Source organism: Microbacterium sp. NPDC090007 (assembly GCF_044748345.1).
Taxonomy (GTDB): Bacteria; Actinomycetota; Actinomycetes; order Actinomycetales; family Microbacteriaceae; genus Microbacterium.
Genome location: NZ_JBIVFV010000003.1, coordinates 155,906 through 177,822, shown reverse-complemented (window position 1 = coordinate 177,822; position 21,917 = coordinate 155,906). Strand labels below are relative to the sequence as shown.

Sequence of the window (21,917 nt, the reverse complement as noted above, 5' to 3'; positions counted from 1 at the left end):
CGATCCCGCGGTGTCCGGGGTCTCGGGCAGGATGCAGTCGTGACGTCCTGGCGCGACCTGGTCGCGGGCACCACCGCCCGCGCGTACGACGCGCTCGCCCTCGGCATCGAGCTCCGGCAGCGCGACGCCTACGACCCCGCTCGGTGGGGGACCCGCGCGGTCGTCGCCGTCACCCCCCGCTCGCTCGCCCGGCGGCAGGACGACCTGCAGCTGGTCGCCCGCCCGCTCGTCCAGGGCGCGCGCGAGGCCTGGATCAAGGCCGATGCCACGTGGGACGCCGTCCGCCGCTCGACGGGACGGTTCGACCCGGCGCACGCGCGGTGGTTCGCGGAGCTCCACGCGATCGCGCAGGCGCTGCGCACCACGGGGGCGTTCACGGCGTCGGGCGACACGCTCGCCCTCGACACGATCGACGCGCCCCTGCTCTGGCCGCACCTGGCCGCGGCGCGGGGGCTCGGCATCCCTCTCGTCCCGATGCATCCGCAGCAGAGCGTCCGCCTCGCCCGTGAAGCGAGCGCGCGTCTGGCGGTCGAGCGGGCGCCGGGTGCCGGCCTGCGCCTGTCGGCCGCGGTGCGCGTCGACGGCGACCCCGTGGATGCCGCGCACGCCCGGGCGATCGGGTCGTCGGGGCTGTTCGCCTACGCCCTCGACGTCGACCCCGTCCCGATCGTGCTCGCGCCCGTCGACCTGCCCGACCCCCTGCCGAGCGTGCTCGGAGCCGGGGTCGACATCCCCGCGGCCGACGCCGAGGAGTTCCTCGCCGAGGCGTACCCCGCCCTCGCGCGGCGCCTTCCCCTGGTCGTCGGACCCGGGGTGCCGCCGCCGCCGCCGACGCGGCCGGTGCTGGCGGTCGAGGTGGCGTACGACGGCGATCAGGTGAGCTATAGCCTCGCGTGGGCGTACCCGGGCGGCGAACGCATCGAATGGCCGGGTGCGCAGACCGGCACGCCGGACGAGTCCGCCGCCCGGGCCGAGGTCGCCGCGCGGGTCGAGACGGCCTGGACTGCGGCATCCGATCTTGCGCTCACCCCCGCCGCGACCCTGCGCGACGCCGACGCGGCGGTGTTCGTCACTCGCGTGCTGCCGGCGATCGACGCGCTCGACGAGGTGCGGGTGCGCACGACCGGCACGCCCCCGCCGTTCCGGGAACTGCGGGGCGACCCGTCGCTGCGGATCACCGCGGTCGAATCTGCCGACCGGGATTGGTTCGACCTGGGCATCGTCGTCACGATCGACGGACGCAGGATCCCGTTCAGCACGCTGTTCTCGGCGCTGTCGCGCGGACGGACGCGCATCAAGCTGTCGGACGGCGCGTGGTTCTCTCTCGCCCACCCCGCCCTGCAGCGCCTGCGCGACCTGCTCGACGAAGCGGCCACCCTCGACGAGTGGCAGACCGGACCGCGACTGCCCCGGACGCACCTGGCGCTGTGGGCCGAGTTCGAAGACCTCGCCGACGAGTCCGACGCCGCGGTCGAATGGCGGGGATTGGCCCGAGCCCTGGCCGATGTCACCACTGTCCCCGCGGTGCCGACGCCGGCCGGATTCCTCGCCCAGCTGCGGCCCTACCAGCGCGAGGGTCTGTCGTGGCTCGCGCTGCTGCACGGCCACCGCCTCGGCGGCATCCTCGCCGACGACATGGGCCTCGGCAAGACCCTGCAGCTGCTCGCCCTCATCACGCACACACGGACCCTGCCCGATCCACGACCGTGGCTCGTGGTCGCACCGACCTCGGTGCTGCCCACGTGGCGCGACGAAGCCGCCCGATTCGCCCCCGGGCTCCGCATCGGCGTCGTCGAGGCGACGTCCGTCCGGCGACGGCAGACGATCGACGACATCGCCGCTCAGGTCGACGTCGTCGTCGCCTCGTACGGCGTCGTCCGCACGGACGCCGACGAGTTCGCCGTCCCGCACTGGTCGGGGGTCGTGCTCGACGAGGCGCAGTTCGTGAAGAACCCCGCGACGCGCGCGCACCGCGCCATCGCCGCCCTGCGCACCGACGCCGTGTTCGCCGCGACGGGGACGCCCGTCGAGAACGGCCTCGACGACCTGTGGGCCCTGCTGTCGCTGACGGCTCCAGGGCTCTTCCCGTCGATCCGGCGATTCCGCGAGGACTACACCCGGGCGGTCGAGCAGCTCCCCACCGATCAGCCGACCGCGCTGTCGGCCGCCGCGGCGAGCGCCCACCGCGAGAAGACGCTGGACCGTCTGCGCCGCCGCGTGCGCCCGTTCCTGCTGCGCCGTACGAAGGACGTCGTGGCATCCGATCTTCCGGCCAAGCAGGAGCAGCAGATCACGGTCGCCCTCTCGCCCGCTCATCAGGAGCTCTACGACCGGGTCCTGCAGCGGGAGCGGCAGAAGGTGCTGGGTCTGCTCGACGACCTGGACCGCCAGCGTTTCATCGTGTTCCGCTCCCTCACCCTCCTGCGCATGCTGGCGCTCGCCCCGGGACTGGTCGACGAGCGCGACGCGCACCTGGGTTCAGCCAAGCTCGACGAGCTGCTGGAGCGTCTGGTCGAGGTGGCGGCCGAGGGGCACCGCGCCCTCGTATTCAGCCAGTTCACGTCGTTCCTCGACCTGGCCGCCGAGAGACTGGATGCCGTGGGGCTCGCCTTCTCACACCTCGACGGCAGCACCGCGCGGCGCGGTGAGGTGGTGGAGGAGTTCCGCGAGGGTGAGGCTCCCGTGTTCCTCATCAGTCTGAAGGCCGGCGGTTTCGGTCTGACCCTCGTGGAGGCCGACTACGTCTTCCTGCTCGATCCGTGGTGGAACCCCGCGGCGGAGTCGCAGGCGATCGACCGCACGCATCGCATCGGTCAGACCAAGAGCGTGTTCGTCTACCGCCTCATCGCGGCGGGCACCGTCGAAGAGAAGGTGCGCGCCCTGCAGCAGCGCAAGGCCGCGCTGTTCGACGCGGTCATCGACGACGACGACGCGTTCGCGGCGTCGCTCGAGGCAGACGACATCCGGGCGCTGCTGGGGGAGTGACACCCGGCGGGCGGATAGTCTCGCACTCCCGGTCGACGAACGATCGACCGAGGAGGCGGGAGACGACATGACGAGCACCGAACCCGGTTACCACCGACCCGCTTTTCCGCTCTTCGAGGCGGTGTTCTCCGACGAGGTGTCGGAACCGCGGCGGTGGCTCAGCGGGTGGAACGGTCCGATCACCGCACCCGCCACCGATGTGACGCTGGCGGCGCGAGGCGAGGGGACCGCAGCGCTCGTGACCTCGTCCCCGTGGGCCGGCGTCGACGAGGCCCGGGTGTCCGGGTTCCTGTCGCTGTTCGCGTTCCGCGTCCCGGGGCTCCCGGACTCCACCGCCGAGCTCGTCCGGCTCGCCGAGGATGACGGGCGATGGGATGCCGGCACCCTCGACGTCGACGGTCGCGCGCTTCCGGCCCTGACCACGACCGTCGGAAGGGTGACGATCGCGTGCTGCGTGAATCCGACGGCCGGGGTCGGCGCGGCCGTCGCCGCGATGGGTGCGGTGGCCCTGCGTCGACTGGTCCCGGTTCGGGGCGCCGCCTACCCGGCCGATCCCTTCGTCGCCCATCGTTACGCCGACCTCCCCCCGGTCGACGACATCGTCGGGTGACCGCAAAGGGGCTCGATCTTCAGACGAGGCCGCTGATCGCCTCGCCTGCCGCATCGATCACGTGGTCGGCGGCGTTCACGAGCGTGCGCACGCTCCTCAGCGTGAGTTCCGCATCGAGGACCTGAGCGAAGCCCTCTCCGAGGTGTCCGAATCCGGTCCGCGCCGTCTCGCCGAGTTCGTCGTACCCGATCCGCAGCGTCGCCAACCACTCGCGCTCCAGCCCGAAGATCACGGCGTAGGGCAGCAGCCGCTCGTTGAGGACGAAACGCGTGACGTCGTCTCCCGCCGAGACCGCTGCCCCGGTGGGTGACTGCAGCACCCGGAGGCGGTCAACCTCGGCCAGGCGAAGGTACTGACGAATGCCGTCGAGGTGCTCTCGACGGGACTCCGCCGCCCGTGCGACCCCCGGAGCGCGACCGGCGGGGACGATGACCGCCGCGGCGACGAACAGCGCGAGGGCGAGGACACCGGAGATGACGACGGCCGGAGGCGGGGACGCCAGCAGCGAGAACGCGATGAGCACCGCGGCGGTCCCGGCGATCGCCGTCCCGCGGGAAATGCCTCGGCCGGGGCGACGCGAGGTGAGGATCCCTTCGCGCTGCAACCGTCGGTACCGGGTCGCGAGGAGCTCACGGACGCGCACGGCGGTTCGGCGTCGGTCTGAAGAGAGCCTCCGGGAGAAGCCACTGGGGGTGTCCCCTCCGCACACCACGTGGAGAAGCAGTCTCTCGTCGTCGTCCAGCTCGACACCGTCGCGGATCTGCACCGCATAGTTCTCCCGGCCTTCGTCACCCTCGCGGAGCAGGTGCACGCGGCCGCGGACGACGAGATCGACCAACCCCGCGGTGACCCCGCGCCTCTCGCGTCCGGCGAGGATAGCGTCGTCGATGACGTCCGCTCCGGGTGCCGCCGTGTACTGCACCACGAGCGAGCGGGGGAGTCTTCCCGCCGTCACCCTCTGCACCACGGCGAGTACGCCGAGCACCAGCGCCACGGTGAGCAGGGTGAGCATGGCGACCATGGCGTCATCGTATGGCCGGCGGCATCCATCCCCCCGACACCCCCGCGCTCCCCGAACCCTTCCAGGCGGTCCCGCGTAGACTCGTCAGGTTCCGTCCACGACACAGGAGCGACATGAAGATCACCGGCCTCGGCCACGCGGGCATGTTCATCGAGACGCGGGGCGGCAGCATCCTCTGCGACCCCGTCATCGGTCCGAGCTTCTTCGGCTCGTGGTTCCCGTTCCCCGACAACCGCGCCCTCGACTGGGAGCGCTTCGGCAAGGCGGACTTCCTCTACATCTCGCACCGTCACCGCGACCACTTCGACCTCGCGCTGCTGGAGCGTTTCGTCCCCAAGGACATCGCGGTGCTCCTCCCCGAGTACCCGACCGACGATCTCGAGCAGGACCTCGTGGCGGCCGGTTACACCAACCTCGTGCGCACTGAGGCGGGGGTGCCGTTGCAGTTCGGCGAGCTGAAGCTCATGGTGACGCCGCTGCGCGCCCCGTCGGACGGACCCATCGGCGACTCGTCGCTGTCGCTCGACGACGGCACGGCATCCATCCTCAATCAGAACGACTCGCACCCCCTCGACCTCGAGAAGCTCTTCGACTTCGGCAAGCCCGATGCGTACTTCACCCAGGTCTCGGGAGCGATCTGGTGGCCCATGGTCTACGACCTGCCCCAGGATGCCAAGCAGAACTTCGCCCAGCTCAAGCGCGACGCGCAGAACAAGCGTGCGATGTACTACATCGACAAGGTCGACGCCGAGCACGTGTTCCCGATGGCGGGACCACCGATGTTCCTGCGCGAGGAGCTGTTCCGTTACAACGGCACTGGTCTCGAGAACGATTCGATCTTCACGGATCAGCGCGAGTTCCTTGCCCACATGCGTGAGCAGCGTCCTGACCAGAAGGGTTACCTGTTCCTTCCCGGGACCGAGGTCGACGTGCAGGGTTCGGACGTCGAGGTGACGCAGACCCTGTACACGGATGCCGAGATCGAGCGCGTCTTCGGCGACAAGTGGAACTACCTCGCCGAGCAGCGCGACAGTCGCCAGGACGAGATCCGGGCCGAGGTCGCCACTCGCGCCGAGGTGATCCCGCCCGCCGAGATGCTCGCCGCGCTCAAGGAATGGTGGGAGCCGCTGCTGCGTCGCGCCCGCACGATCCGCAACGGGGTCGGGGGAGTGGTGCGCTTCCGCATCGGCGAGCTCGACATGGTCGTGGACTTCCCGAAGGCGAAGCTGCGCGAGTACGCGGGAGAGGAGTGCATCTACTGGTACACGATCCCCGCCGACCTGGTGTCGACGAACATCCGTGTTCACGAGATCGACTGGTCGAACTCGATCTTCCTGTCGATGCAATTCGAGGTCGGCCGCTCGGGCAAGTTCAACGAGTTCCTCACGACGTTCCTGAAGTGCCTGTCGCGCGACCGCATCGAATACGTCGAGAACTGGTACGCCGAGCAGTCCGATCAGACCGAGGATGCCGAGATCGACGGCTGGACCGTTCAGCGTCGCTGCCCGCACCTTCGCGCCGACCTCACCAAAACCGGCAAGATCGAGAACGGCGTGCTGACCTGCTCACTGCACGACTGGAAGTGGGACCTCGAGACGGGTCGGTGCCTGACGACGACGGGTCACCCGATCCGCTCCACGCCGATCCGCACCACGGCCAGCGGCGAGCGCGCCGCCGAGCGCGAAGCAGCTGAACGCGAGGCAGCAGAGGTCTCCGCGGGCTGATCCGTGCCGGGCTTTCATCACGTGGAGGTCTGGGGCGCCGATCTGACCGTCGCGCGGGCCGAGTGGGGCCGTTGCTCAGCGCCGTCGGTTTCGAGCGGACCGGGGCGTGGGCTGAGGGTGAGACGTGGGAAGTGGCTGACGGGCCGTACGTGAGGTTGACGACGTCGCCGAATCTGTCAGAGCCCGTTCACGACCGTCGCGCTCCGGGTGCGAATCATCTCGCGTTCATCGGCGGCTCGCGTCTGGAAGTGGATGCGATGATGGCGGCGGCGCCCGCGCACGGGTGGCGGCCGCTGTACGAGGAACGCTATCCGTTCGCCGGTGGCGCCTCGCACTCCGCCGGGTGGCTCGAGAACTCCGCGGGGTTCAAAGCGGAGGTCGTGGCGGACGCGGAGTAGCCCGGCCGCGCGGATCTCGGTGACAGAGAACGTTCGCCGCGCTCATCACCGCGCGTCCCATCACGCCGCTTGGAAGCGACGCGGGGATCTCGACCGCAGAAGCATGGGCGCGCGCACCTCACCCGTGCGCTGATTGGGTGGCGCGTGCAACCAGTACGAATCCCGCCCGGTCGCGGGATCCCGCTGTCGCACGATCCGCTCGCCGCGGTTGTGGAGGCCCAGATGGTGGTTGCGGCAGAGGGCCACGCCGTCGTCGACGTCTGTCCTGCCGCGGTCCGCTGCCCAGTGGTCGATGTGATGCATCTCGCACTGCGAGACGGGGGCGCGGCATCCGACACCGATGCACCCGCCGTCCCGCACCGCGATCGCGATCCGCTGAGCGCGGGTGAAGAGCCGCTGGTGTCGCCCCACATCGAGCGGCCGCCCCGCGTCGTCGAGCGAGACGGCCACGGTGCCGGCGTCGCACACATAGCTCTCGACGACGCCGCGCGGCAGGGCTTCGCCGCCGTCCTCGAGGTGCCCGCCCCCGTGCACCACACTCCCGGCGCCCGTCCGAGCACCACTGCCCGCCACCGGCACCGCTCCCGCCGTGGCCCCGGTGCCCGCCCGAGCAGCACCGCCCGTCCAAGCTCCACCGTCCGCCCTCGGCACCGTCCCCGCCGCCGCCTCGACCACAATCCGCACGCCCGGCTGCCGGTCGCCGAACGCCTGCGCCGGATCGGCAGCGGCGCCGGTGCGCAGGACGGCGATCAGCGTGTCATAGGCGATCTGCTCACCCGATCGGTCGTCGCCGGCATCGGCGACGCGCGCGTCGGTGTCGACGAACCGCGGTCCCCGCCTCGGCCGCAGTGCCGCCTGAAGGATCGCGTCGACCCAGGCCGCCGCGTCGTCGTCGAAGACGAAACGTCCGTGACGCTGTCCGTGCTCGTCGATCCACGATCGATAGGACCGCGCGGCGAACCGTTCCTCGAAACGGAGGGTCACCCCGACCGGATCGAGCCGATCACGGGCGACGCGCGCGGACGCCCGCAGTTCTTCGACGACCACGTGGGGCGCCTCGGCAATCAGCTTCTCGACGGCCACCGCCCACGCCCGCGGGAGGAAGTCGGCGTCCATCTCGGGATACCGCTCCACCGGCGGCGCGCCCAATCCGACGAGGACGGCCTGAAACTGCGCCTGGCCGATGGCTCCCGCGCGCAGAGCGTGCCGGAGCGCGTCACGCCACGGCTCCGCAGGAGCGGGCCCACCCACCGATGCACGCTCACGCGGCTCTGTCGAGTCGCCCACCAGTTCACCCCCGGTCCTGACCGCGCGTGTGACCTCGACGCGCGTCTGCCCGGTCAAGGTCTGCAGCAGTTCGGTCGCGGTGCGGTGACCCCGGCGCTGGGCGAGGCCGGCGACACCGAGCTCTCGCGCGGACCGCGCGTCGATGGCCCGCGCCGCCCGCGCCACGAGCACGTCCAGGGCGTTCCGCGTCGCCGCGAGCTCGCTCATCACCCGCAGGATCTCATCGTCGTGGAGGGCCTCGACCGCGCGCCCCGCGACGAGCCCGTCGAGCCGCGCGACGGCCGCGCACAGGCGGGGGAGCGGCTCGACGTCATCCATAGAACAAAGATACGAATAACGCTCGACAAAGACCCGTCTGAGGCTCTCACCCCACCCCCGCCCGTGCGGATTTTCACCCGCCCACCCGTGACTCCCGACGCGCACCCGCCTCCTCCGCTAGAATCGTCCGAGAACCACAGCAACCTTTAACCCCGTCCCGTGAGGCGGAGAAGGGAGCAGCGGATGAATACGCGCACCGTCATGCACGATGCCGATATCGCCCGCGCTTTGACGCGCATCTCGCACGAGATCCTGGAGTCCAACAAGGGACCGGAAGGACTCGTCCTCCTCGGCATCCCGACCCGCGGCGTCACGCTCGCGAACCGCATCGCCCCGATGATCGGCGACTTCGGCGGCGCACAGGTCCCGGTCGGCGCGCTCGACGTGACGATGTACCGCGACGACCTGCACCGCAACCCGACGCGAGCCCCGCGGCGCACCGAGATCCCCGTCGGCGGCGTCGACGGCAAGACCGTCGTCCTGGTCGACGATGTGCTGTTCTCGGGCCGCAGCATCCGCGCCGCCCTCGACGCCCTGCAGGACATCGGGCGTCCCGCCGCGGTGCGCCTGGCGACGCTCATCGACCGGGGCCACCGCGAACTCCCGATCCGCCCCGACTTCGTGGGCAAGAACCTGCCGAGCGCGCGCGACGAGCGCGTCAACGTCCGCCTCGCCGAGGTCGACGGCGTCGAAGAGGTGACGATCGAGTCATGAGGCACCTGCTCGACACCCAGCACCTCTCGCGCGCCGACGCCCTCGAGATCCTCGACGTCGCCGAGGACATGGCCGACACCCAGCGCCGCGAGGTCAAGAAGCTCCCGACGCTGCGCGGCAAGACCGTCGTCAACCTCTTCTTCGAGGACTCCACGCGCACCCGCATCTCGTTCGAGGCCGCCGCCAAGCGCCTCTCGGCCGACGTCATCAACTTCTCGGCCAAGGGCTCCAGCGTCAGCAAGGGCGAATCGCTGCAGGACACCGCCCAGACGCTGCAGGCGATGGGGGCGGATGCCGTCGTCATCCGCCACGGCGCGTCCGGCGCTCCGCGGACCCTCGCCACCTCGGGCTGGATCAGCGCGGGCGTGGTCAACGCCGGCGACGGCACGCACGAGCACCCCACGCAGGCACTGCTCGACGCGTTCACGATCCGCAAGCGCCTGCACGGTGACGCCAGTCGCGGCCGCGACCTCGACGGCATCCGGGTCACGATCGTCGGCGACGTGCTGCATTCCCGCGTCGCCCGCTCGAACGTGTGGCTGCTGCACACGCTCGGAGCGCACGTCACGCTGGTGGCTCCGCCGACCCTGGTGCCGCAGGACGTCAGCGGCTGGCCGGTCGAGGTCGAGTACGACCTGGATCGCGCGATCGCCGCCGCTCCCGACGCCCTCATGATGCTCCGTATACAGCTCGAGCGCATGTCGGCGGCGTATTTCCCGACTGAACGGGAGTATTCCCGGCGATACGGCCTCGACGCGCGACGTTTGCAAGCCCTTCCGGGCGGTAGCATCGTTCTACACCCCGGTCCGATGAACCGGGGCCTGGAGATCTCCGCCGACGCCGCCGATTCGCCTCGCTCGACGGTGCTCGAGCAGGTCACGAACGGCGTCTCCGTGCGGATGGCCGTGCTGTACCTGCTGCTGGCGGGCGAGCGGCCCGACACCGAGAAAGAGGACCTCCGATGAGCCACGCCACCCCCCAGACCCTTCTGGTGCGCGGCGCGCGCATCGAGGGCCAGGATGCCACCGACCTGCTCGTGCGCGACGGTCTGATCGCCGAAACGGGCTCGGGACTGTCGCCCGCGGGTGCCACCGTCGTCGACGCCGACGGGCTCATCGCCCTTCCGGGCCTGGTCGACCTGCACGTCCACCTGCGCGAGCCCGGATACGAGGCCTCCGAGACGATCCTCACCGGTTCGCGCGCCGCCGCCGCCGGCGGATTCACCACCGTCTTCGCCATGCCCAACACCTCCCCGGTCGCCGACACCGCGGGCGTCGTCGAGCAGGAGCTCGCTCTGGGCGAGTCCGCCGGCTATGTTCACGTGCAGCCGATCGGGGCCGTGACCGTGGGGCAGAAGGGCGAGCGTCTCGCCGAGCTCGGCGCCATGGCCGACTCCCGCGCGCGGGTGCGCGTCTTCAGCGACGACGGCTTCTGCGTCTTCGACCCGCTGATCATGCGGCGGGCCTTGGAGTACGTGAAGGCGTTCGACGGAGTCATCGCCCAGCACGCGCAGGACCCGCGCCTGACCGAGGGCGCGCAGATGAACGAGGGCGCCGTCTCGGCCGAGCTGGGCCTGACCGGCTGGCCGGCCGTCGCCGAGGAGTCGATCATCGCGCGCGACGTGCTGCTGGCCGAGCACGTCGGCTCGCGCCTGCACGTCTGCCACCTCAGCACCGCGGGCTCGGTGGACATCATCCGCTGGGCCAAGAAGCGCGGCGTGAACGTCACCGCCGAGGTGACGCCCCACCACCTGCTGCTGACCGACGAGCTGGTGCGCGACTACGACGCACGGTTCAAGGTCAACCCGCCGCTGCGCCGCGAAGAGGACGTCCTGGCCGTGCGCGAGGGCCTCGCCGACGGCACGATCGACATCGTCGCCACCGACCACGCCCCGCACCCCGCCGAGGCCAAAGCCTGCGAGTGGGCGGCCGCCGCCAACGGCATGGTCGGTCTCGAGAGCGCGGTGCGCGTGGTGCACCAGGCGATGGTCGAGACGGGTCTGATGACCTGGACCGACGTGGCGCGCGTGATGTCGGCGGCGCCCGCCCGCATCGGCCGGCTCGACGGTCACGGAACGCCCGTCGCGGCCGGACAGCCGGCGACCTTCACCCTGTACGACCCGCGCCCCGCGCGGACGTTCGGCCTCGACGACCTGCGCGGTCGCAGCACCAACTCGCCCTACCTCGGCCGGGACCTCCCGGGCGAGGTGCGCTGGACCGTGCGCGCCGGCATCCCCACCGTCGCCGACGGCGCCGTGCTCGAGGCTCCCGGAGCGCTCGCGTGACCCGCGAGGGCGCTCTGCTGGTCATGGCCGGCATCGCCGTCCTGGGGCTCGCGTTGCTCGCGTGGGCGTGGGCGCGACGAACGCGGCGCGATGCGCGCTACTCCGTCCCGGTGGGGGAGCTGCCCGCGGACGCCGTCGAGACGGCGGTGTTCCCGGGGCTCTACGTCGCCACGACCCGGCACGACGAGCCGCTCGAGCGTCTCGCGATCAAGGGTCTGGGCTTCCGCTCCCGCGTCGACGTCACGGTCACCTCGGCCGGCGTCGCCCTCGACCTTCCGGGCCAGCCCCGCATCGCGCTCACCCGCGACCGCCTGGTGGATGCCGTGCAGGCCACCGTCGCGATCGACCGCGTGGTCGAGCGAGACGGTCTGACACGCGTCAGCTGGCGCATCGACGACGACACGATCGTCGACACCTACCTCCGTCCTCAGGAGGCCTCGGCCAAAGCACTCGCCGACGCCATCCGTCCCCTCACCTCGACAGGAAGCGACGCATGACCGCCCTGATCCCTTCCGCGCTCTCGGCGCGAGAACCGGCCGTCCTCGTGCTCGAAGACGGCACCCGCTACACCGGTCGCGCCTACGGTGCGCGCGGCGAGACCCTCGGCGAGGTCGTCTTCGCCACCGGCATGACCGGCTACCAGGAGACGATCACCGACCCCTCGTACGCCGGCCAGATCGTGCTGCAGACCGCCCCCCACATCGGCAACACCGGTGTGAACGACGAAGACCCCGAGTCGCGCCGCATCTGGGTCGCCGGCTACGTCGTGCGCGACCCCTCGCGCATGGTGTCCAACTGGCGGGCGGACCGTTCACTGGACGACGCGCTCGTCGAGGACGGCATCGTGGGCATCTCGGGTATCGACACCCGCGCCGTCACCCGCCGCATCCGCTCCGAGGGCAGCATGCGCGGCGGCGTGTTCTCGGGCGAGGCGGCGCGCCTGGATGCCGCGGAGCAGCTGCGTCGCGTGCGCGAGGCCCCGGGTATGGCGGGCCGTAACCTGTCGGCCGAGGTCTCGGTCAGCGAGGTCGAGGTGACCCCCGCGACGGCGGAGCGCATCGGCAACCTCGCCGTGCTCGACCTCGGCGTCAAGCAGTCCACGATCGTCAACCTCGCCGCCCGCGGCTTCGACGTGCACGTGTTCCCGCAGTCCGCGACGATCGACGACATCCGCGCGATCGACCCGGTCGCCGCGTTCTATTCCAACGGCCCCGGCGACCCCGCCGCCTCCGACCAGCACGTCGAGCTGCTGCGCGCGGTGCTGGGCGACGGCCTGCCGTTCTTCGGCATCTGCTTCGGCAACCAGCTGCTGGGCCGCGCGCTCGGCTTCGGGACCTACAAGCTGCCCTTCGGTCACCGCGGCATCAATCAGCCCGTGCTCGACAAGACCACCGGCCGCGTCGAGATCACCTCGCAGAACCACGGCTTCGCCGTCGAGGCGCCGCTGGACCGGATCGTCGACAGCCCGGCCGGCTTCGGCCGCGTCGAGGTCAGCCACATCGGACTCAACGACAACGTGGTGGAGGGTCTGCGCGCCCTCGACATCCCCGCGTTCAGCGTTCAGTACCACCCCGAGGCGGCCTCCGGCCCGCACGACGCCAACTACCTGTTCGACCGCTTCCGCGAGATGGTTCTCGCGACGATGGAGACCCAGAAGAATGCCTAAGCGCGACGACATCCGCTCCGTCCTCGTCATCGGCTCCGGCCCGATCGTCATCGGTCAGGCCTGCGAGTTCGACTACTCCGGCACCCAGGCGTGCCGCGTCCTGCGCGAAGAGGGCGTGCGCGTCATCCTCGTCAACTCCAACCCGGCGACGATCATGACCGACCCCGACTTCGCCGACGCGACCTACATCGAGCCGATCACCCCCGAGGTGATCGAGTCGATCATCGCCAAAGAGAAGCCGGATGCCGTCCTGCCCACCCTGGGTGGACAGACGGCGCTGAACGCGGCGATCCAGCTGCACAAGCGCGGCATCCTCGACAAGTACGACGTCGAGCTCATCGGCGCCGACTTCGACGCGATCAACCGCGGCGAGGATCGTCAGATCTTCAAGGAGCTCGTGCTCGAGGCGGGCGCCGACGTGGCGGCATCCGTCATCTGCCACTCCATGGACGAGCTGCTCGCCGGAGCCGAGAAGCTCGGCTACCCGCTGGTCGTCCGCCCGTCCTTCACCATGGGCGGGCTCGGATCGGGCTTCGCGTACGACGAGGCGGACCTCCGCCGCATCGGCGGGGCGGGCCTGCACGACTCGCCCACCAACGAGGTCCTGCTCGAGGAGTCGATCCTCGGGTGGAAGGAGTACGAGCTCGAGCTCATGCGCGACACCGCCGATAACACGGTGGTCGTCTGCTCGATCGAGAACGTCGACCCCGTCGGCGTGCACACGGGCGACTCGATCACGGTCGCGCCCGCGCTGACGCTGACCGACCGCGAGTACCAGAAGCTCCGCGACATCGGCATCGACATCATCCGCGCCGTCGGCGTCGACACCGGTGGGTGCAACATCCAGTTCGCCGTCGACCCGAAGACCGGCCGCATCATCGTGATCGAGATGAACCCGCGTGTGTCGCGCTCGAGCGCGCTGGCATCCAAGGCCACCGGCTTCCCGATCGCCAAGATCGCCGCGAAGCTCGCGATCGGCTACCGCCTGGACGAGATCCCGAACGACATCACCAAGGTCACCCCGGCGAGCTTCGAGCCCACGCTCGACTACGTCGTGGTGAAGGTTCCCCGCTTCAACTTCGAGAAGTTCCCGGCCGCCGACACCACCCTCACCACCACCATGAAGTCGGTGGGGGAGGCGATGGCGATCGGCCGCAACTACACCACGGCCCTGCAGAAGGCGCTGCGCTCGCTCGAGAAGCGCGGGTCGAGCTTCCACTGGGGTGAGGAGTCGCGTTCGGTCGACGAGCTGCTCGAGGTGGCGAAGACCCCGACCGACGGCCGCATCGTCGTGCTGCAGCAGGCGCTGCGCAAGGGCGCCACCCCCGAGCAGGCGTTCGACGCCACGGCGATCGACCCCTGGTTCATCGACCAGATGGTGCTGATCAACGAGGTCGCGGCCTTCATCGCGCAGGCCGACGAGCTGGATGCCGACACCCTCCGCGTCGCGAAGGAGCACGGCTTCAGCGACGTGCAGATCGCCGAGCTCCGCGGTCTCGACGAGGCCGAGGTACGTGAGGCGCGCCACGCGCTCGACGTGCGCCCGGTGTACAAGACCGTCGACACGTGCGCGGGGGAGTTCCCGGCCCTCACGCCCTACCACTACTCGTCGTACGACGCCGAGACCGAGGTCACCCCCTCCGACCGCACGAAGGTCGTCATCATCGGCTCGGGCCCGAACCGCATCGGCCAGGGCGTCGAGTTCGACTACTCGTGCGTGCACGCGTCCTTCGCGCTGTCGGACGCCGGCTTCGAGACCGTCATGGTCAACTGCAACCCCGAGACCGTCTCGACCGACTACGACACCAGCGACCGCCTCTACTTCGAACCGCTGACGCTCGAGGACGTCCTCGAGGTGCTGCACGCCGAGTCGCAGTCGGGAACCATCCTCGGCGTCGTGTGCCAGCTCGGCGGTCAGACGCCGCTGGGCCTGGCCAAGGGCATCGAGGCCGCGGGATACACCATCCTCGGCACCAGCCCCGCAGCGATCGACCTCGCCGAGGAGCGCGAGCTGTTCTCGCGCCTGCTCGACGACGCCGGCCTGGTGGCTCCCCGCAACGGCACCGCGATCGACGTCGAGGGCGCCGTGACCGTCGCCGAGGAGATCGGCTACCCCGTCCTGGTGCGTCCCAGCTTCGTCCTCGGCGGTCGCGGCATGGAGATCGTCTACTCGACCGAGGCGTTGCGCGACTACTTCGTCCGCGTCGCCGACCAGGCGATCATCGGACCGGGCCTGCCGCTTCTCGTGGACCGCTTCCTCGACGACGCGATCGAGCTCGACGTCGACGCGCTGTACGACGGCACCGACCTGTACATCGGCGGCGTCATGGAGCACCTCGAAGAGGCCGGCATCCACTCCGGCGACTCCTCGTGCACCCTGCCGCCGATCTCGCTCGGCCGCACCGAGGTCGACCGCGTGCGCGAGGCGACCCTCGCGATCGCCAAGGGCGTCGGGGTCCGGGGCCTCCTGAACGTGCAGTTCGCGATCTCGGCGGGCGTGCTCTACGTCATCGAGGCCAATCCCCGTGCCAGCCGCACCGTCCCGTTCGTGTCCAAGGCCCTCGGCATCCCCCTCGCCAAGGCCGCCAGCCGCATCATGGCCGGCAGCTCGATCGCCGACCTGATCGGCGAGGGTCTCCTGCCCGCGCAGGACGGCTCGCGCGTGCCGCTCGACGCTCCCGTCGCGGTGAAAGAGGCCGTGCTGCCGTTCAAGCGGTTCCGCACCGCCGACGGGCACACCGTCGACAGCGTTCTCGGACCCGAGATGCGCTCGACCGGCGAGGTCATGGGCATCGACCGCGACTTCCCGACCGCGTTCGCCAAATCGCAGGAGGCCGCGTACGGCGGCATGCCGACCTCGGGCACGGTGTTCATCTCGGTCGCCGACGCCGACAAGCGCGCCGTGATCCTGCCCGCCCACCGTCTGCAGGAGCTCGGTTTCTCGCTCATGGCGACCGAGGGCACGGCCGAGATCCTTGCGCGCAACGGCATCCGGGTCAAGGTCGTCGAGAAATACTCCGAGACGCACGCCTCCGGCGAACAGAACGTCGTCGACCTGATCAACGCCGGCGAGATCGACATGATCGTCAACACCCCCTCGGGCGGCACGGCACGTGCCGACGGGTACGAGATCCGCGCCGCCGCGGTGGCCGCCGACAAGGCGCTGTTCACCACGATGGCCGTCCTCGGCGCCGCCGTGAGCGCCCTGGGTGCGATGAAGGACGGCTTCGCCGTCCGCAGCCTCCAGGAGCACGCGACCGATCGCGCGGGACGCCGGTGAACGAGACGTTCGGCCAGCGGCTCGCCGCCGCCCTCGACCTGCACGGCGCGCTGTGCGTCGGCATCGACCCCCACGCCGCGCTGCTGTCGGCGTGGGGGCTGGATGCCACGGCATCCGGTGCCCGTGATTTCGGGCTGCGGGTGGTCGAGGCCGCCCGCGGCCGGGTCGGCGTGGTCAAGCCGCAGGTGGCGTTCTACGAGCGCTACGGATCGACGGGCTTCGCCGCCCTCGAGGACGTCATGGCCGCCGCCCGCGCGGCGGGACTGCTCGTCATCGCCGACGCCAAGCGCGGCGACATCGGCACGACCATGGAGGGCTACGCGCAGGCCTGGGTCGCGCCCGGTTCGCCTCTCGAGGCGGATGCCGTCACCCTGTCGCCCTACATGGGCGCCGACTCGCTGCGCGACACCCTCGGGCTCGCCGTGCACCACGGCAAGGGCGCGTTCGTGCTGACCGCGACGAGCAACCCCGAGGCGCGGGCGCTGCAGAGCGCCATCGTGGACGACGCCCTCGCGGTGGGCGACCACGAACACGTCGCCGCTCGCGTGGCGCACGACGTCAACCAGGCCAACATCGGCGCCCCCGGGGCGCTCGGTCCGATCGGCGTCGTGGTCGGCGCGACCGTCGACCGCTCGGCGTTCGGGTTGGGCGACATGGCCCTGGCGGGCATGCCGATCCTCGCCCCCGGCTTCGGCGCGCAGGGGGCCGCGCCCGCCGACCTGCGCCGGTTGTTCGGCTACGTGGCATCCGCCGTCGTCGCGAACGAGAGCCGCAGCATCCTCGCGGTCGGACCCCACCGTCTCGCCGCCCGCATCGACGAGCGCGCCGCGCTCTACCGGGAGTCCTCGAATGGCTGAATCCCGTCGTCCACCCGAGGTCGACCGCGCCGCCGCCTCGCGACGCGCCGTCGAGGCTCGTCGAGAGCGCGCCGCGCTCAAACGCGACGTGTCGACCCGCGTGATCTCTCCGCAGGAGCTGCTGCGCCGGGGTCTCGCCGACCCGCAATCGGCCGCGGGCGCGATGCGCGTGACCGAATTCCTCACGGCGATCCCCGCGATCGGCGAGAGCAAGCGCGACCGCATCCTCGCCGCACTCGGCATCTCGCCCGTGAAACGTCTCGGGGGGCTCGGCACCCGTCAGCGCGACGCGCTGCGCACCTACCTCGACTCGCGCTGGCCCGAGCCGGGTCCGCGCGCGGGGCGCAGTCGTCTGATCGTCCTCGCCGGTCCCACGGCCGTGGGCAAGGGGACGGTCGCCGCCCACATCAAGCAGAACTACCCCGAGATCCACCTGTCGGTGTCGGCGACCACGCGTGCCGCGCGCCCCGGAGAGGTCGACGGAGAGCACTACTACTTCGTCGACGACGCCGAGTTCGACCGTCTGATCGCCGCGGGGGAGCTGCTGGAGTGGGCCGTGGTGCACAATCGGCACCGCTACGGCACGCCCCGCGAGCCCATCGAGCGCGTGCTCGCGGCCGGCGGGACGGCGCTTCTCGAGATCGACCTGCAGGGTGCCCGTCAGGTGCGCACGGCCGACCCCTCGGCGACTCTGGTGTTCCTGCTCCCGCCGAGCTGGGACGAACTCGTCGACCGTCTGGTCGGACGAGGGACCGAGGATGCCGAGGAGCGCGCGCGACGCCTGCGCACCGCCCGCGTCGAGCTCGCCGCGCAGAACGAGTTCGACTACCGCGTCGTGAACGAGGACGTGGCCTCCGCCGCGCGCGACGTGGTCGCTCTGGCCTCCGCGCAGCACTGACCCGGCGGCCCCGAAGGCCACCACCCCCGCGGCGCGGCCACGTCTCCCGTTCGGGGCGCGTTCCGTGCACCGGGGTGTCCGTCAACCGCCCCGGTGCACGGCGGACGCCCCGAAACCCCCGCCAGACCCACCCGACGCCCCTCGGCACAGCCCGGGCCGGCGTCGGCTAGAATGGGAGGATGCTTCGGCGCTCGTCGCGCCGCATCCACCCCATCCGCCGAACCAGGAGGTTCCCCATGGCCGGACGTGACAAGGGCATCATCGACCCGCCCATCGACGCGCTGCTCGACAAGGTCGACTCCAAGTACCAGCTCGTGATCTACGCGTCCAAGCGCGCGCGACAGATCAACGACTACTACTCCGACCTGCACGAGGGAAACCTCTTCGACAACGTCGGCCCGCTGGTCGACTCCACGGTCGAGGACAAGCCCCTCACGATCGCGCTGCACGAGATCCACGAAGACAAGCTGCGCCTGCGCGCCGCGGAGTGATCCACAGCCGCGCACTCTCGTGATCTGTTCACAGATGTGACGATGCCCCGGGCGGCTCACCGCCACCCGGGGCATACTCGTGTCCGTCCCCGCCCTCGAAGCCCCGGAGTCGTCTTGACCGACCTGCGCCTGTTCACGTCCGAGTCCGTCACCGAAGGACACCCCGACAAGATCTGCGATCAGATCTCCGACAGCATCCTCGACGCTATCCTCACCGAGGACCCCTCCGGTCGTGTCGCCGTCGAAACCCTCGTCACGACCGGACTCGTCCACGTGGCCGGCGAGGTGTCCACGAGCGCCTACGTCGAGATCCCCGCGATCGTGCGCGACGTGGTGACGAGCATCGGGTACACCTCGAGCGACACCGGCTTCGACGGTGATTCCTGCGGGGTGAGCGTGTCGATCGGCGCGCAGTCCTCCGACATCGCCGCCGGGGTCAACAAGGCGTTCGAACAGCGCGAGCGCGGCTCGGTCGACCCCCGCGACCTGCAGGGCGCCGGCGACCAGGGCATCATGTTCGGTTTCGCCACGAACGAGACTCCGCAGCTCATGCCGATGGCCGCGTGGACCGCGCACCGTATCGCCGAGCGGCTGGCATCCGTGAGAAAGAGCGGGCAGCTCGCCTTCCTCCGACCCGACGGCAAGACCCAGGTCACGCTCGGGTACGACGGCCTCGTCCCGCGTTCGGTGGATTCGGTCGTGCTGTCGACCCAGCACCACCCCGACATCTCGCAAGAAGACCTCCGCGCCGAGGTGCAGGCCGCCGTCATCGATCCGGTGCTCGCCGAGACCGGTCTCGAGCTGCCCGACGTGAAGTACTACATCAACCCGGCCGGTCCCTTCGTCATCGGCGGGCCCAAGGGCGATGCGGGGCTCACCGGGCGCAAGATCATCATCGACACCTACGGGGGAGCATCGCGCCACGGCGGCGGCGCCTTCAGCGGCAAGGACCCGTCCAAGGTCGACCGCTCCGCGGCCTACGCGATGCGATGGGTGGCCAAGAACGCGGTGGCGGCGGGACTCGCCGACCGTCTCGAGGTGCAGATCGCGTACGCGATCGGCAAGGCCAATCCCGTCGGCCTGTACGTCGAGTCGTTCGGCACCGCCCACGTCGCCGACGACGTCATCGTCCGCGCGATCCGCGAGGTGTTCGACCTGCGCCCCGCGGCCATCGTCGAACAGCTCGACCTGCTGCGCCCGATCTACGCGCAGACCGCCACGTACGGCCACTTCGGCCGCGAGCTCGCGGACTTCACTTGGGAGCGCACCGACCGCGTCGACGAGCTGCGCACGGCCGCCGGGCTCTGACCGTGGGTGGGGGAGTGCGCCCCGCTCGCGGCCCCGCCGCGCCCGGCCGGATGAGCGTTCCCGCGTGAGCGAGCGTCGCGTCGCGCGCGTGCAGCTCGAGTCGCCCGTCCCGCAGCTCGACCGGCTGTTCGACTACGTCGTCCCGCACCCCCTCGTCGCCGACGTCGCCCCCGGCGTCCGCGTCAAGGTGCCACTGCGCTCAGCGGGGCGCATGATGGACGCCTTCGTCGTCGAGGTCGTCGCCGACGACGGCACCGAGCGCCCCCTGTCGGCCGTCGAGGCCGTGATCTCACCCCTGCCGGTGCTGCCCGAGTTCCTGTACACGCTGGCGCGCCGCGTGGCCGACCGGGCGGCGGGCTCGGTGAGCGACATCCTGCGCCTCGCCGTGCCCAAGCGGATGGTGCGCGCGGAGAAGGCGTGGGCCGCGGCCCCCGCACCCGCGACGCCCGAGGTCGTTCCCGCCGCGCGGGAGCGGGCGGTAGCGACCCTGGCGGATTACCCGGGGCTCGCCGCCGCCCTCGACGCGGGTGAGCGCGTGGCCGTCGACGCACCTCCGCGTCCGCACGCCGAACTGCCGCGGGGCGCGTGGGCCGATCTGCTCGCGGCCGCGGCGGTCCACACGCTCGCCCGCGGGCGCAGCGCCGTGCTCGTCGTCCCCGACTACCGCGATCAGGCCCAGCTGCTCGCCGCCCTCGCCGAACTCGTCGCACCCGAGGCCGTGGTGCGCGACGACGCGGACCAGTCGGGGCCGGCACGTTACGCGCAGTACCTGCGGACCCTCGCGCCCGTCCCGTGCATCGTCGTCGGACGCCGCTCGGGCGTCTACGCCCCGGCGCACGACACGGGCCTGGTCGCGATCTGGGACGACGGCGATTCCCTGCTCTCGGAACCGCTGGCCCCGGGCGTGCACGCGCGGGACGCGGCCCTGGTCCGCCAGGAGCTGGAGCACTCGACGCTGCTGTTCGCCGGGCACACCCGCACGAGCGACGTGCAGCGGCTCGTCGACGTGGGCTACGTCCGCGAGATCACCCAGGCGCGCCGTCCGAGCCCGCGCGTCGTGCTGAGCGCCACGCGAGAGGGGGAGCAGCGGCAGTCCCGCGTGCCGTCCTCGGCGTTCGCGGCCGCCCGCGAAGCCCTGCAGCACGGACCGGTCCTCGTGCAGGTCGCGCGTCCCGGGTACGCGCCCTCGCTCGTGTGCGCGGACTGCCGTCGACCCGCTCGCTGCCCGCACTGCGCCGGACCCCTTCGCGCTGCCCGGCCCGGCGCGGTGCCCGTGTGCTCCTGGTGCGGGCGCAGCGCCCACGCGTGGGCCTGCGGTCACTGCGGCTCGGCCAAACTGCGCATGGCCTCCTCGGGCAGCGAGCGCACCGCCGACGAGCTCGGTCGGGCTTTCCCCCACACCCGGGTGATCGTGGCCGACGGGGCGCACCCCGTCGCCGAGGTCGACGCGTCACCCGCACTCGTGATCGCCACGCGCGGAGCCGAGCCCCTCGCCCGAGGCGGGTATCGCGCCGTCATCCTTCTCGACGGGGACCGGATGCTGCAGAGCGAGGCGCTGCGCATCGGCGAGCACTGTCTGCGCTGGTGGTCGAATGCGGCCGCCCTCGCCGCCCCGGGCGCCCCCGTCCACCTGGTGGGGGTCGCGGGACCGGTGGCCCGGGCACTGGCGACGTGGACCCAACCGTCGTACGCGCGCGCCGAGCTCGCCGACCGCGTCCCGCTGCGGATGCCGCCGGCCGTGCGCGTGGCGAGCGTCGACGGACACGCCCGAAGCGTCGACACCCTCCTGACCTTGTTGCGCGAGAGCGTGCCCGACCTGGACGCCCTCGCCGTCCTCGGTCCGGTCGACACCTCGAGCGATGCCGACATCCCCACCTCGCGCGCCCTGGTGCGGTTCGACTACGCGCACGGGCGCGTCGTCGCCGAGGCGCTGCGCGCCGGTGTCATCGCGGACGCCCTGCGCGCCCGGAAATCGCACAAGGATCGCGGCCCCCGCCCCCGCAGTACGCTCAGAGTCCGTCTCGACATCCCCGAGCCCGACCTCTGAGCGGGCGCGCACCCGCCGCCCATCCCGCA

16 protein-coding genes and 1 pseudogene are annotated in these 21,917 nt (G+C 71.2%); 15 read left to right on the top strand and 2 right to left on the bottom strand.

Annotated elements, in window-relative coordinates; genetic code table 11:
* Positions 1-39: 39 nt before the first annotated feature.
* Positions 40-2,985 (top strand): DEAD/DEAH box helicase, encoded by a 2,946-nt coding sequence (locus ACIPVB_RS12050; protein WP_400369195.1) that lies wholly within the window; start codon positions 40-42, stop codon positions 2,983-2,985.
* 67 nt (positions 2,986-3,052) lie between these two features.
* A complete protein-coding gene (locus tag ACIPVB_RS12045; protein ID WP_400369193.1) occupies positions 3,053-3,595 on the top strand; it encodes a hypothetical protein in 543 nt (180 codons plus the stop codon).
* A 19-nt stretch (positions 3,596-3,614) separates the two neighbouring features.
* Here the strand turns inward: ACIPVB_RS12045 and ACIPVB_RS12040 are convergent, their stop codons facing one another.
* On the bottom strand, positions 3,615-4,616 hold the full coding sequence (locus ACIPVB_RS12040) for a DUF2207 family protein (RefSeq protein ID WP_400369192.1): 1,002 nt from the start codon (positions 4,614-4,616) through the stop codon (positions 3,615-3,617).
* Positions 4,617-4,729: 113 nt separating this feature from the next.
* Here ACIPVB_RS12040 and ACIPVB_RS12035 point away from each other — a divergent pair, with 113 nt between their 5' ends.
* Positions 4,730-6,340 (top strand): Rieske 2Fe-2S domain-containing protein, encoded by a 1,611-nt coding sequence (locus ACIPVB_RS12035; RefSeq protein ID WP_400369190.1) that lies wholly within the window; start codon positions 4,730-4,732, stop codon positions 6,338-6,340.
* A 3-nt stretch (positions 6,341-6,343) separates the two neighbouring features.
* A pseudogene (locus ACIPVB_RS12030) lies at positions 6,344-6,738 on the top strand (glyoxalase).
* 60 nt (positions 6,739-6,798) lie between these two features.
* On the opposite strand, the gene ACIPVB_RS12025 reads toward ACIPVB_RS12030, so the two are convergent.
* The gene (locus tag ACIPVB_RS12025; RefSeq protein WP_400369189.1) at positions 6,799-8,343 is read right to left on the bottom strand and encodes an HNH endonuclease; all 1,545 of its coding nucleotides are present in this window, start codon (positions 8,341-8,343) and stop codon (positions 6,799-6,801) included.
* A gap of 183 nt (positions 8,344-8,526) precedes the next feature.
* Between ACIPVB_RS12025 and pyrR the strand changes: the two genes are divergently transcribed.
* The 11 genes from pyrR to ACIPVB_RS11970 all read left to right on the top strand — a co-directional run bounded on the left by pyrR (position 8,527) and on the right by ACIPVB_RS11970 (position 21,888).
* On the top strand, positions 8,527-9,057 hold the full coding sequence (gene pyrR / locus ACIPVB_RS12020; RefSeq protein WP_400369188.1) for a bifunctional pyr operon transcriptional regulator/uracil phosphoribosyltransferase PyrR: 531 nt from the start codon (positions 8,527-8,529) through the stop codon (positions 9,055-9,057).
* On the top strand, positions 9,054-10,022 hold the full coding sequence (locus ACIPVB_RS12015; RefSeq protein ID WP_400369187.1) for an aspartate carbamoyltransferase catalytic subunit: 969 nt from the start codon (positions 9,054-9,056) through the stop codon (positions 10,020-10,022). Before pyrR ends, ACIPVB_RS12015 begins: the two co-directional genes overlap by 4 nt.
* Positions 10,019-11,341: a dihydroorotase gene (locus tag ACIPVB_RS12010; RefSeq protein ID WP_400369186.1), complete on the top strand. Its 1,323-nt coding sequence runs from the start codon at positions 10,019-10,021 to the stop codon at positions 11,339-11,341. The genes ACIPVB_RS12015 and ACIPVB_RS12010 overlap by 4 nt, the downstream gene beginning before the upstream one ends.
* Positions 11,338-11,838 carry a hypothetical protein gene (locus ACIPVB_RS12005; protein WP_400369185.1) on the top strand — a complete coding sequence of 167 codons (501 nt, stop codon included), beginning with the start codon at positions 11,338-11,340 and terminating at the stop codon, positions 11,836-11,838. Before ACIPVB_RS12010 ends, ACIPVB_RS12005 begins: the two co-directional genes overlap by 4 nt.
* A complete protein-coding gene (gene carA, locus ACIPVB_RS12000; RefSeq protein WP_400369184.1) occupies positions 11,835-13,007 on the top strand; it encodes a glutamine-hydrolyzing carbamoyl-phosphate synthase small subunit in 1,173 nt (390 codons plus the stop codon). Before ACIPVB_RS12005 ends, carA begins: the two co-directional genes overlap by 4 nt.
* A complete protein-coding gene (gene carB, locus ACIPVB_RS11995; RefSeq protein ID WP_400369182.1) occupies positions 13,000-16,287 on the top strand; it encodes a carbamoyl-phosphate synthase large subunit in 3,288 nt (1,095 codons plus the stop codon). Before carA ends, carB begins: the two co-directional genes overlap by 8 nt.
* Positions 16,284-17,144 carry an orotidine-5'-phosphate decarboxylase gene (gene pyrF, locus ACIPVB_RS11990; RefSeq protein ID WP_400369180.1) on the top strand — a complete coding sequence of 287 codons (861 nt, stop codon included), beginning with the start codon at positions 16,284-16,286 and terminating at the stop codon, positions 17,142-17,144. The genes carB and pyrF overlap by 4 nt, the downstream gene beginning before the upstream one ends.
* Complete coding sequence (gene gmk / locus ACIPVB_RS11985; RefSeq protein ID WP_400369179.1) at positions 17,137-18,042, top strand: guanylate kinase; 906 nt, start codon at positions 17,137-17,139, stop codon at positions 18,040-18,042. The genes pyrF and gmk overlap by 8 nt, the downstream gene beginning before the upstream one ends.
* Positions 18,043-18,278: 236 nt before the next feature.
* Complete coding sequence (gene rpoZ, locus ACIPVB_RS11980; RefSeq protein ID WP_055837405.1) at positions 18,279-18,533, top strand: DNA-directed RNA polymerase subunit omega; 255 nt, start codon at positions 18,279-18,281, stop codon at positions 18,531-18,533.
* Between the two features lie 114 nt (positions 18,534-18,647).
* Positions 18,648-19,841: a methionine adenosyltransferase gene (gene metK / locus ACIPVB_RS11975; protein ID WP_400369178.1), complete on the top strand. Its 1,194-nt coding sequence runs from the start codon at positions 18,648-18,650 to the stop codon at positions 19,839-19,841.
* A 64-nt stretch (positions 19,842-19,905) separates the two neighbouring features.
* Entirely contained in the window at positions 19,906-21,888 is a 1,983-nt protein-coding gene (locus tag ACIPVB_RS11970) for a primosomal protein N' (RefSeq protein WP_400369177.1), read from the top strand.
* Positions 21,889-21,917 lie beyond the last annotated feature (29 nt).

Excerpts from the sequence above, each read along its gene's own strand:
- carB (WP_400369182.1), top strand. The coding sequence starts at position 13,000 with ATGCCTAAGCGCGACGACATCCGCTCCGTCCTCGTCATCGGCTCCGGC.
- rpoZ (WP_055837405.1), top strand. The coding sequence starts at position 18,279 with ATGGCCGGACGTGACAAGGGCATCATCGACCCGCCCATCGACGCGCTG.
- ACIPVB_RS12010 (WP_400369186.1), top strand. The coding sequence starts at position 10,019 with ATGAGCCACGCCACCCCCCAGACCCTTCTGGTGCGCGGCGCGCGCATC.
- gmk (WP_400369179.1), top strand. The coding sequence starts at position 17,137 with ATGGCTGAATCCCGTCGTCCACCCGAGGTCGACCGCGCCGCCGCCTCG.
- ACIPVB_RS12035 (WP_400369190.1), top strand. The coding sequence starts at position 4,730 with ATGAAGATCACCGGCCTCGGCCACGCGGGCATGTTCATCGAGACGCGG.
- ACIPVB_RS12040 (WP_400369192.1), bottom strand. The coding sequence starts at position 4,616 with ATGGTCGCCATGCTCACCCTGCTCACCGTGGCGCTGGTGCTCGGCGTA.
- carA (WP_400369184.1), top strand. The coding sequence starts at position 11,835 with ATGACCGCCCTGATCCCTTCCGCGCTCTCGGCGCGAGAACCGGCCGTC.
- pyrR (WP_400369188.1), top strand. The coding sequence starts at position 8,527 with ATGAATACGCGCACCGTCATGCACGATGCCGATATCGCCCGCGCTTTG.
- ACIPVB_RS12045 (WP_400369193.1), top strand. The coding sequence starts at position 3,053 with ATGACGAGCACCGAACCCGGTTACCACCGACCCGCTTTTCCGCTCTTC.
- ACIPVB_RS12025 (WP_400369189.1), bottom strand. The coding sequence starts at position 8,343 with ATGGATGACGTCGAGCCGCTCCCCCGCCTGTGCGCGGCCGTCGCGCGG.
- ACIPVB_RS12015 (WP_400369187.1), top strand. The coding sequence starts at position 9,054 with ATGAGGCACCTGCTCGACACCCAGCACCTCTCGCGCGCCGACGCCCTC.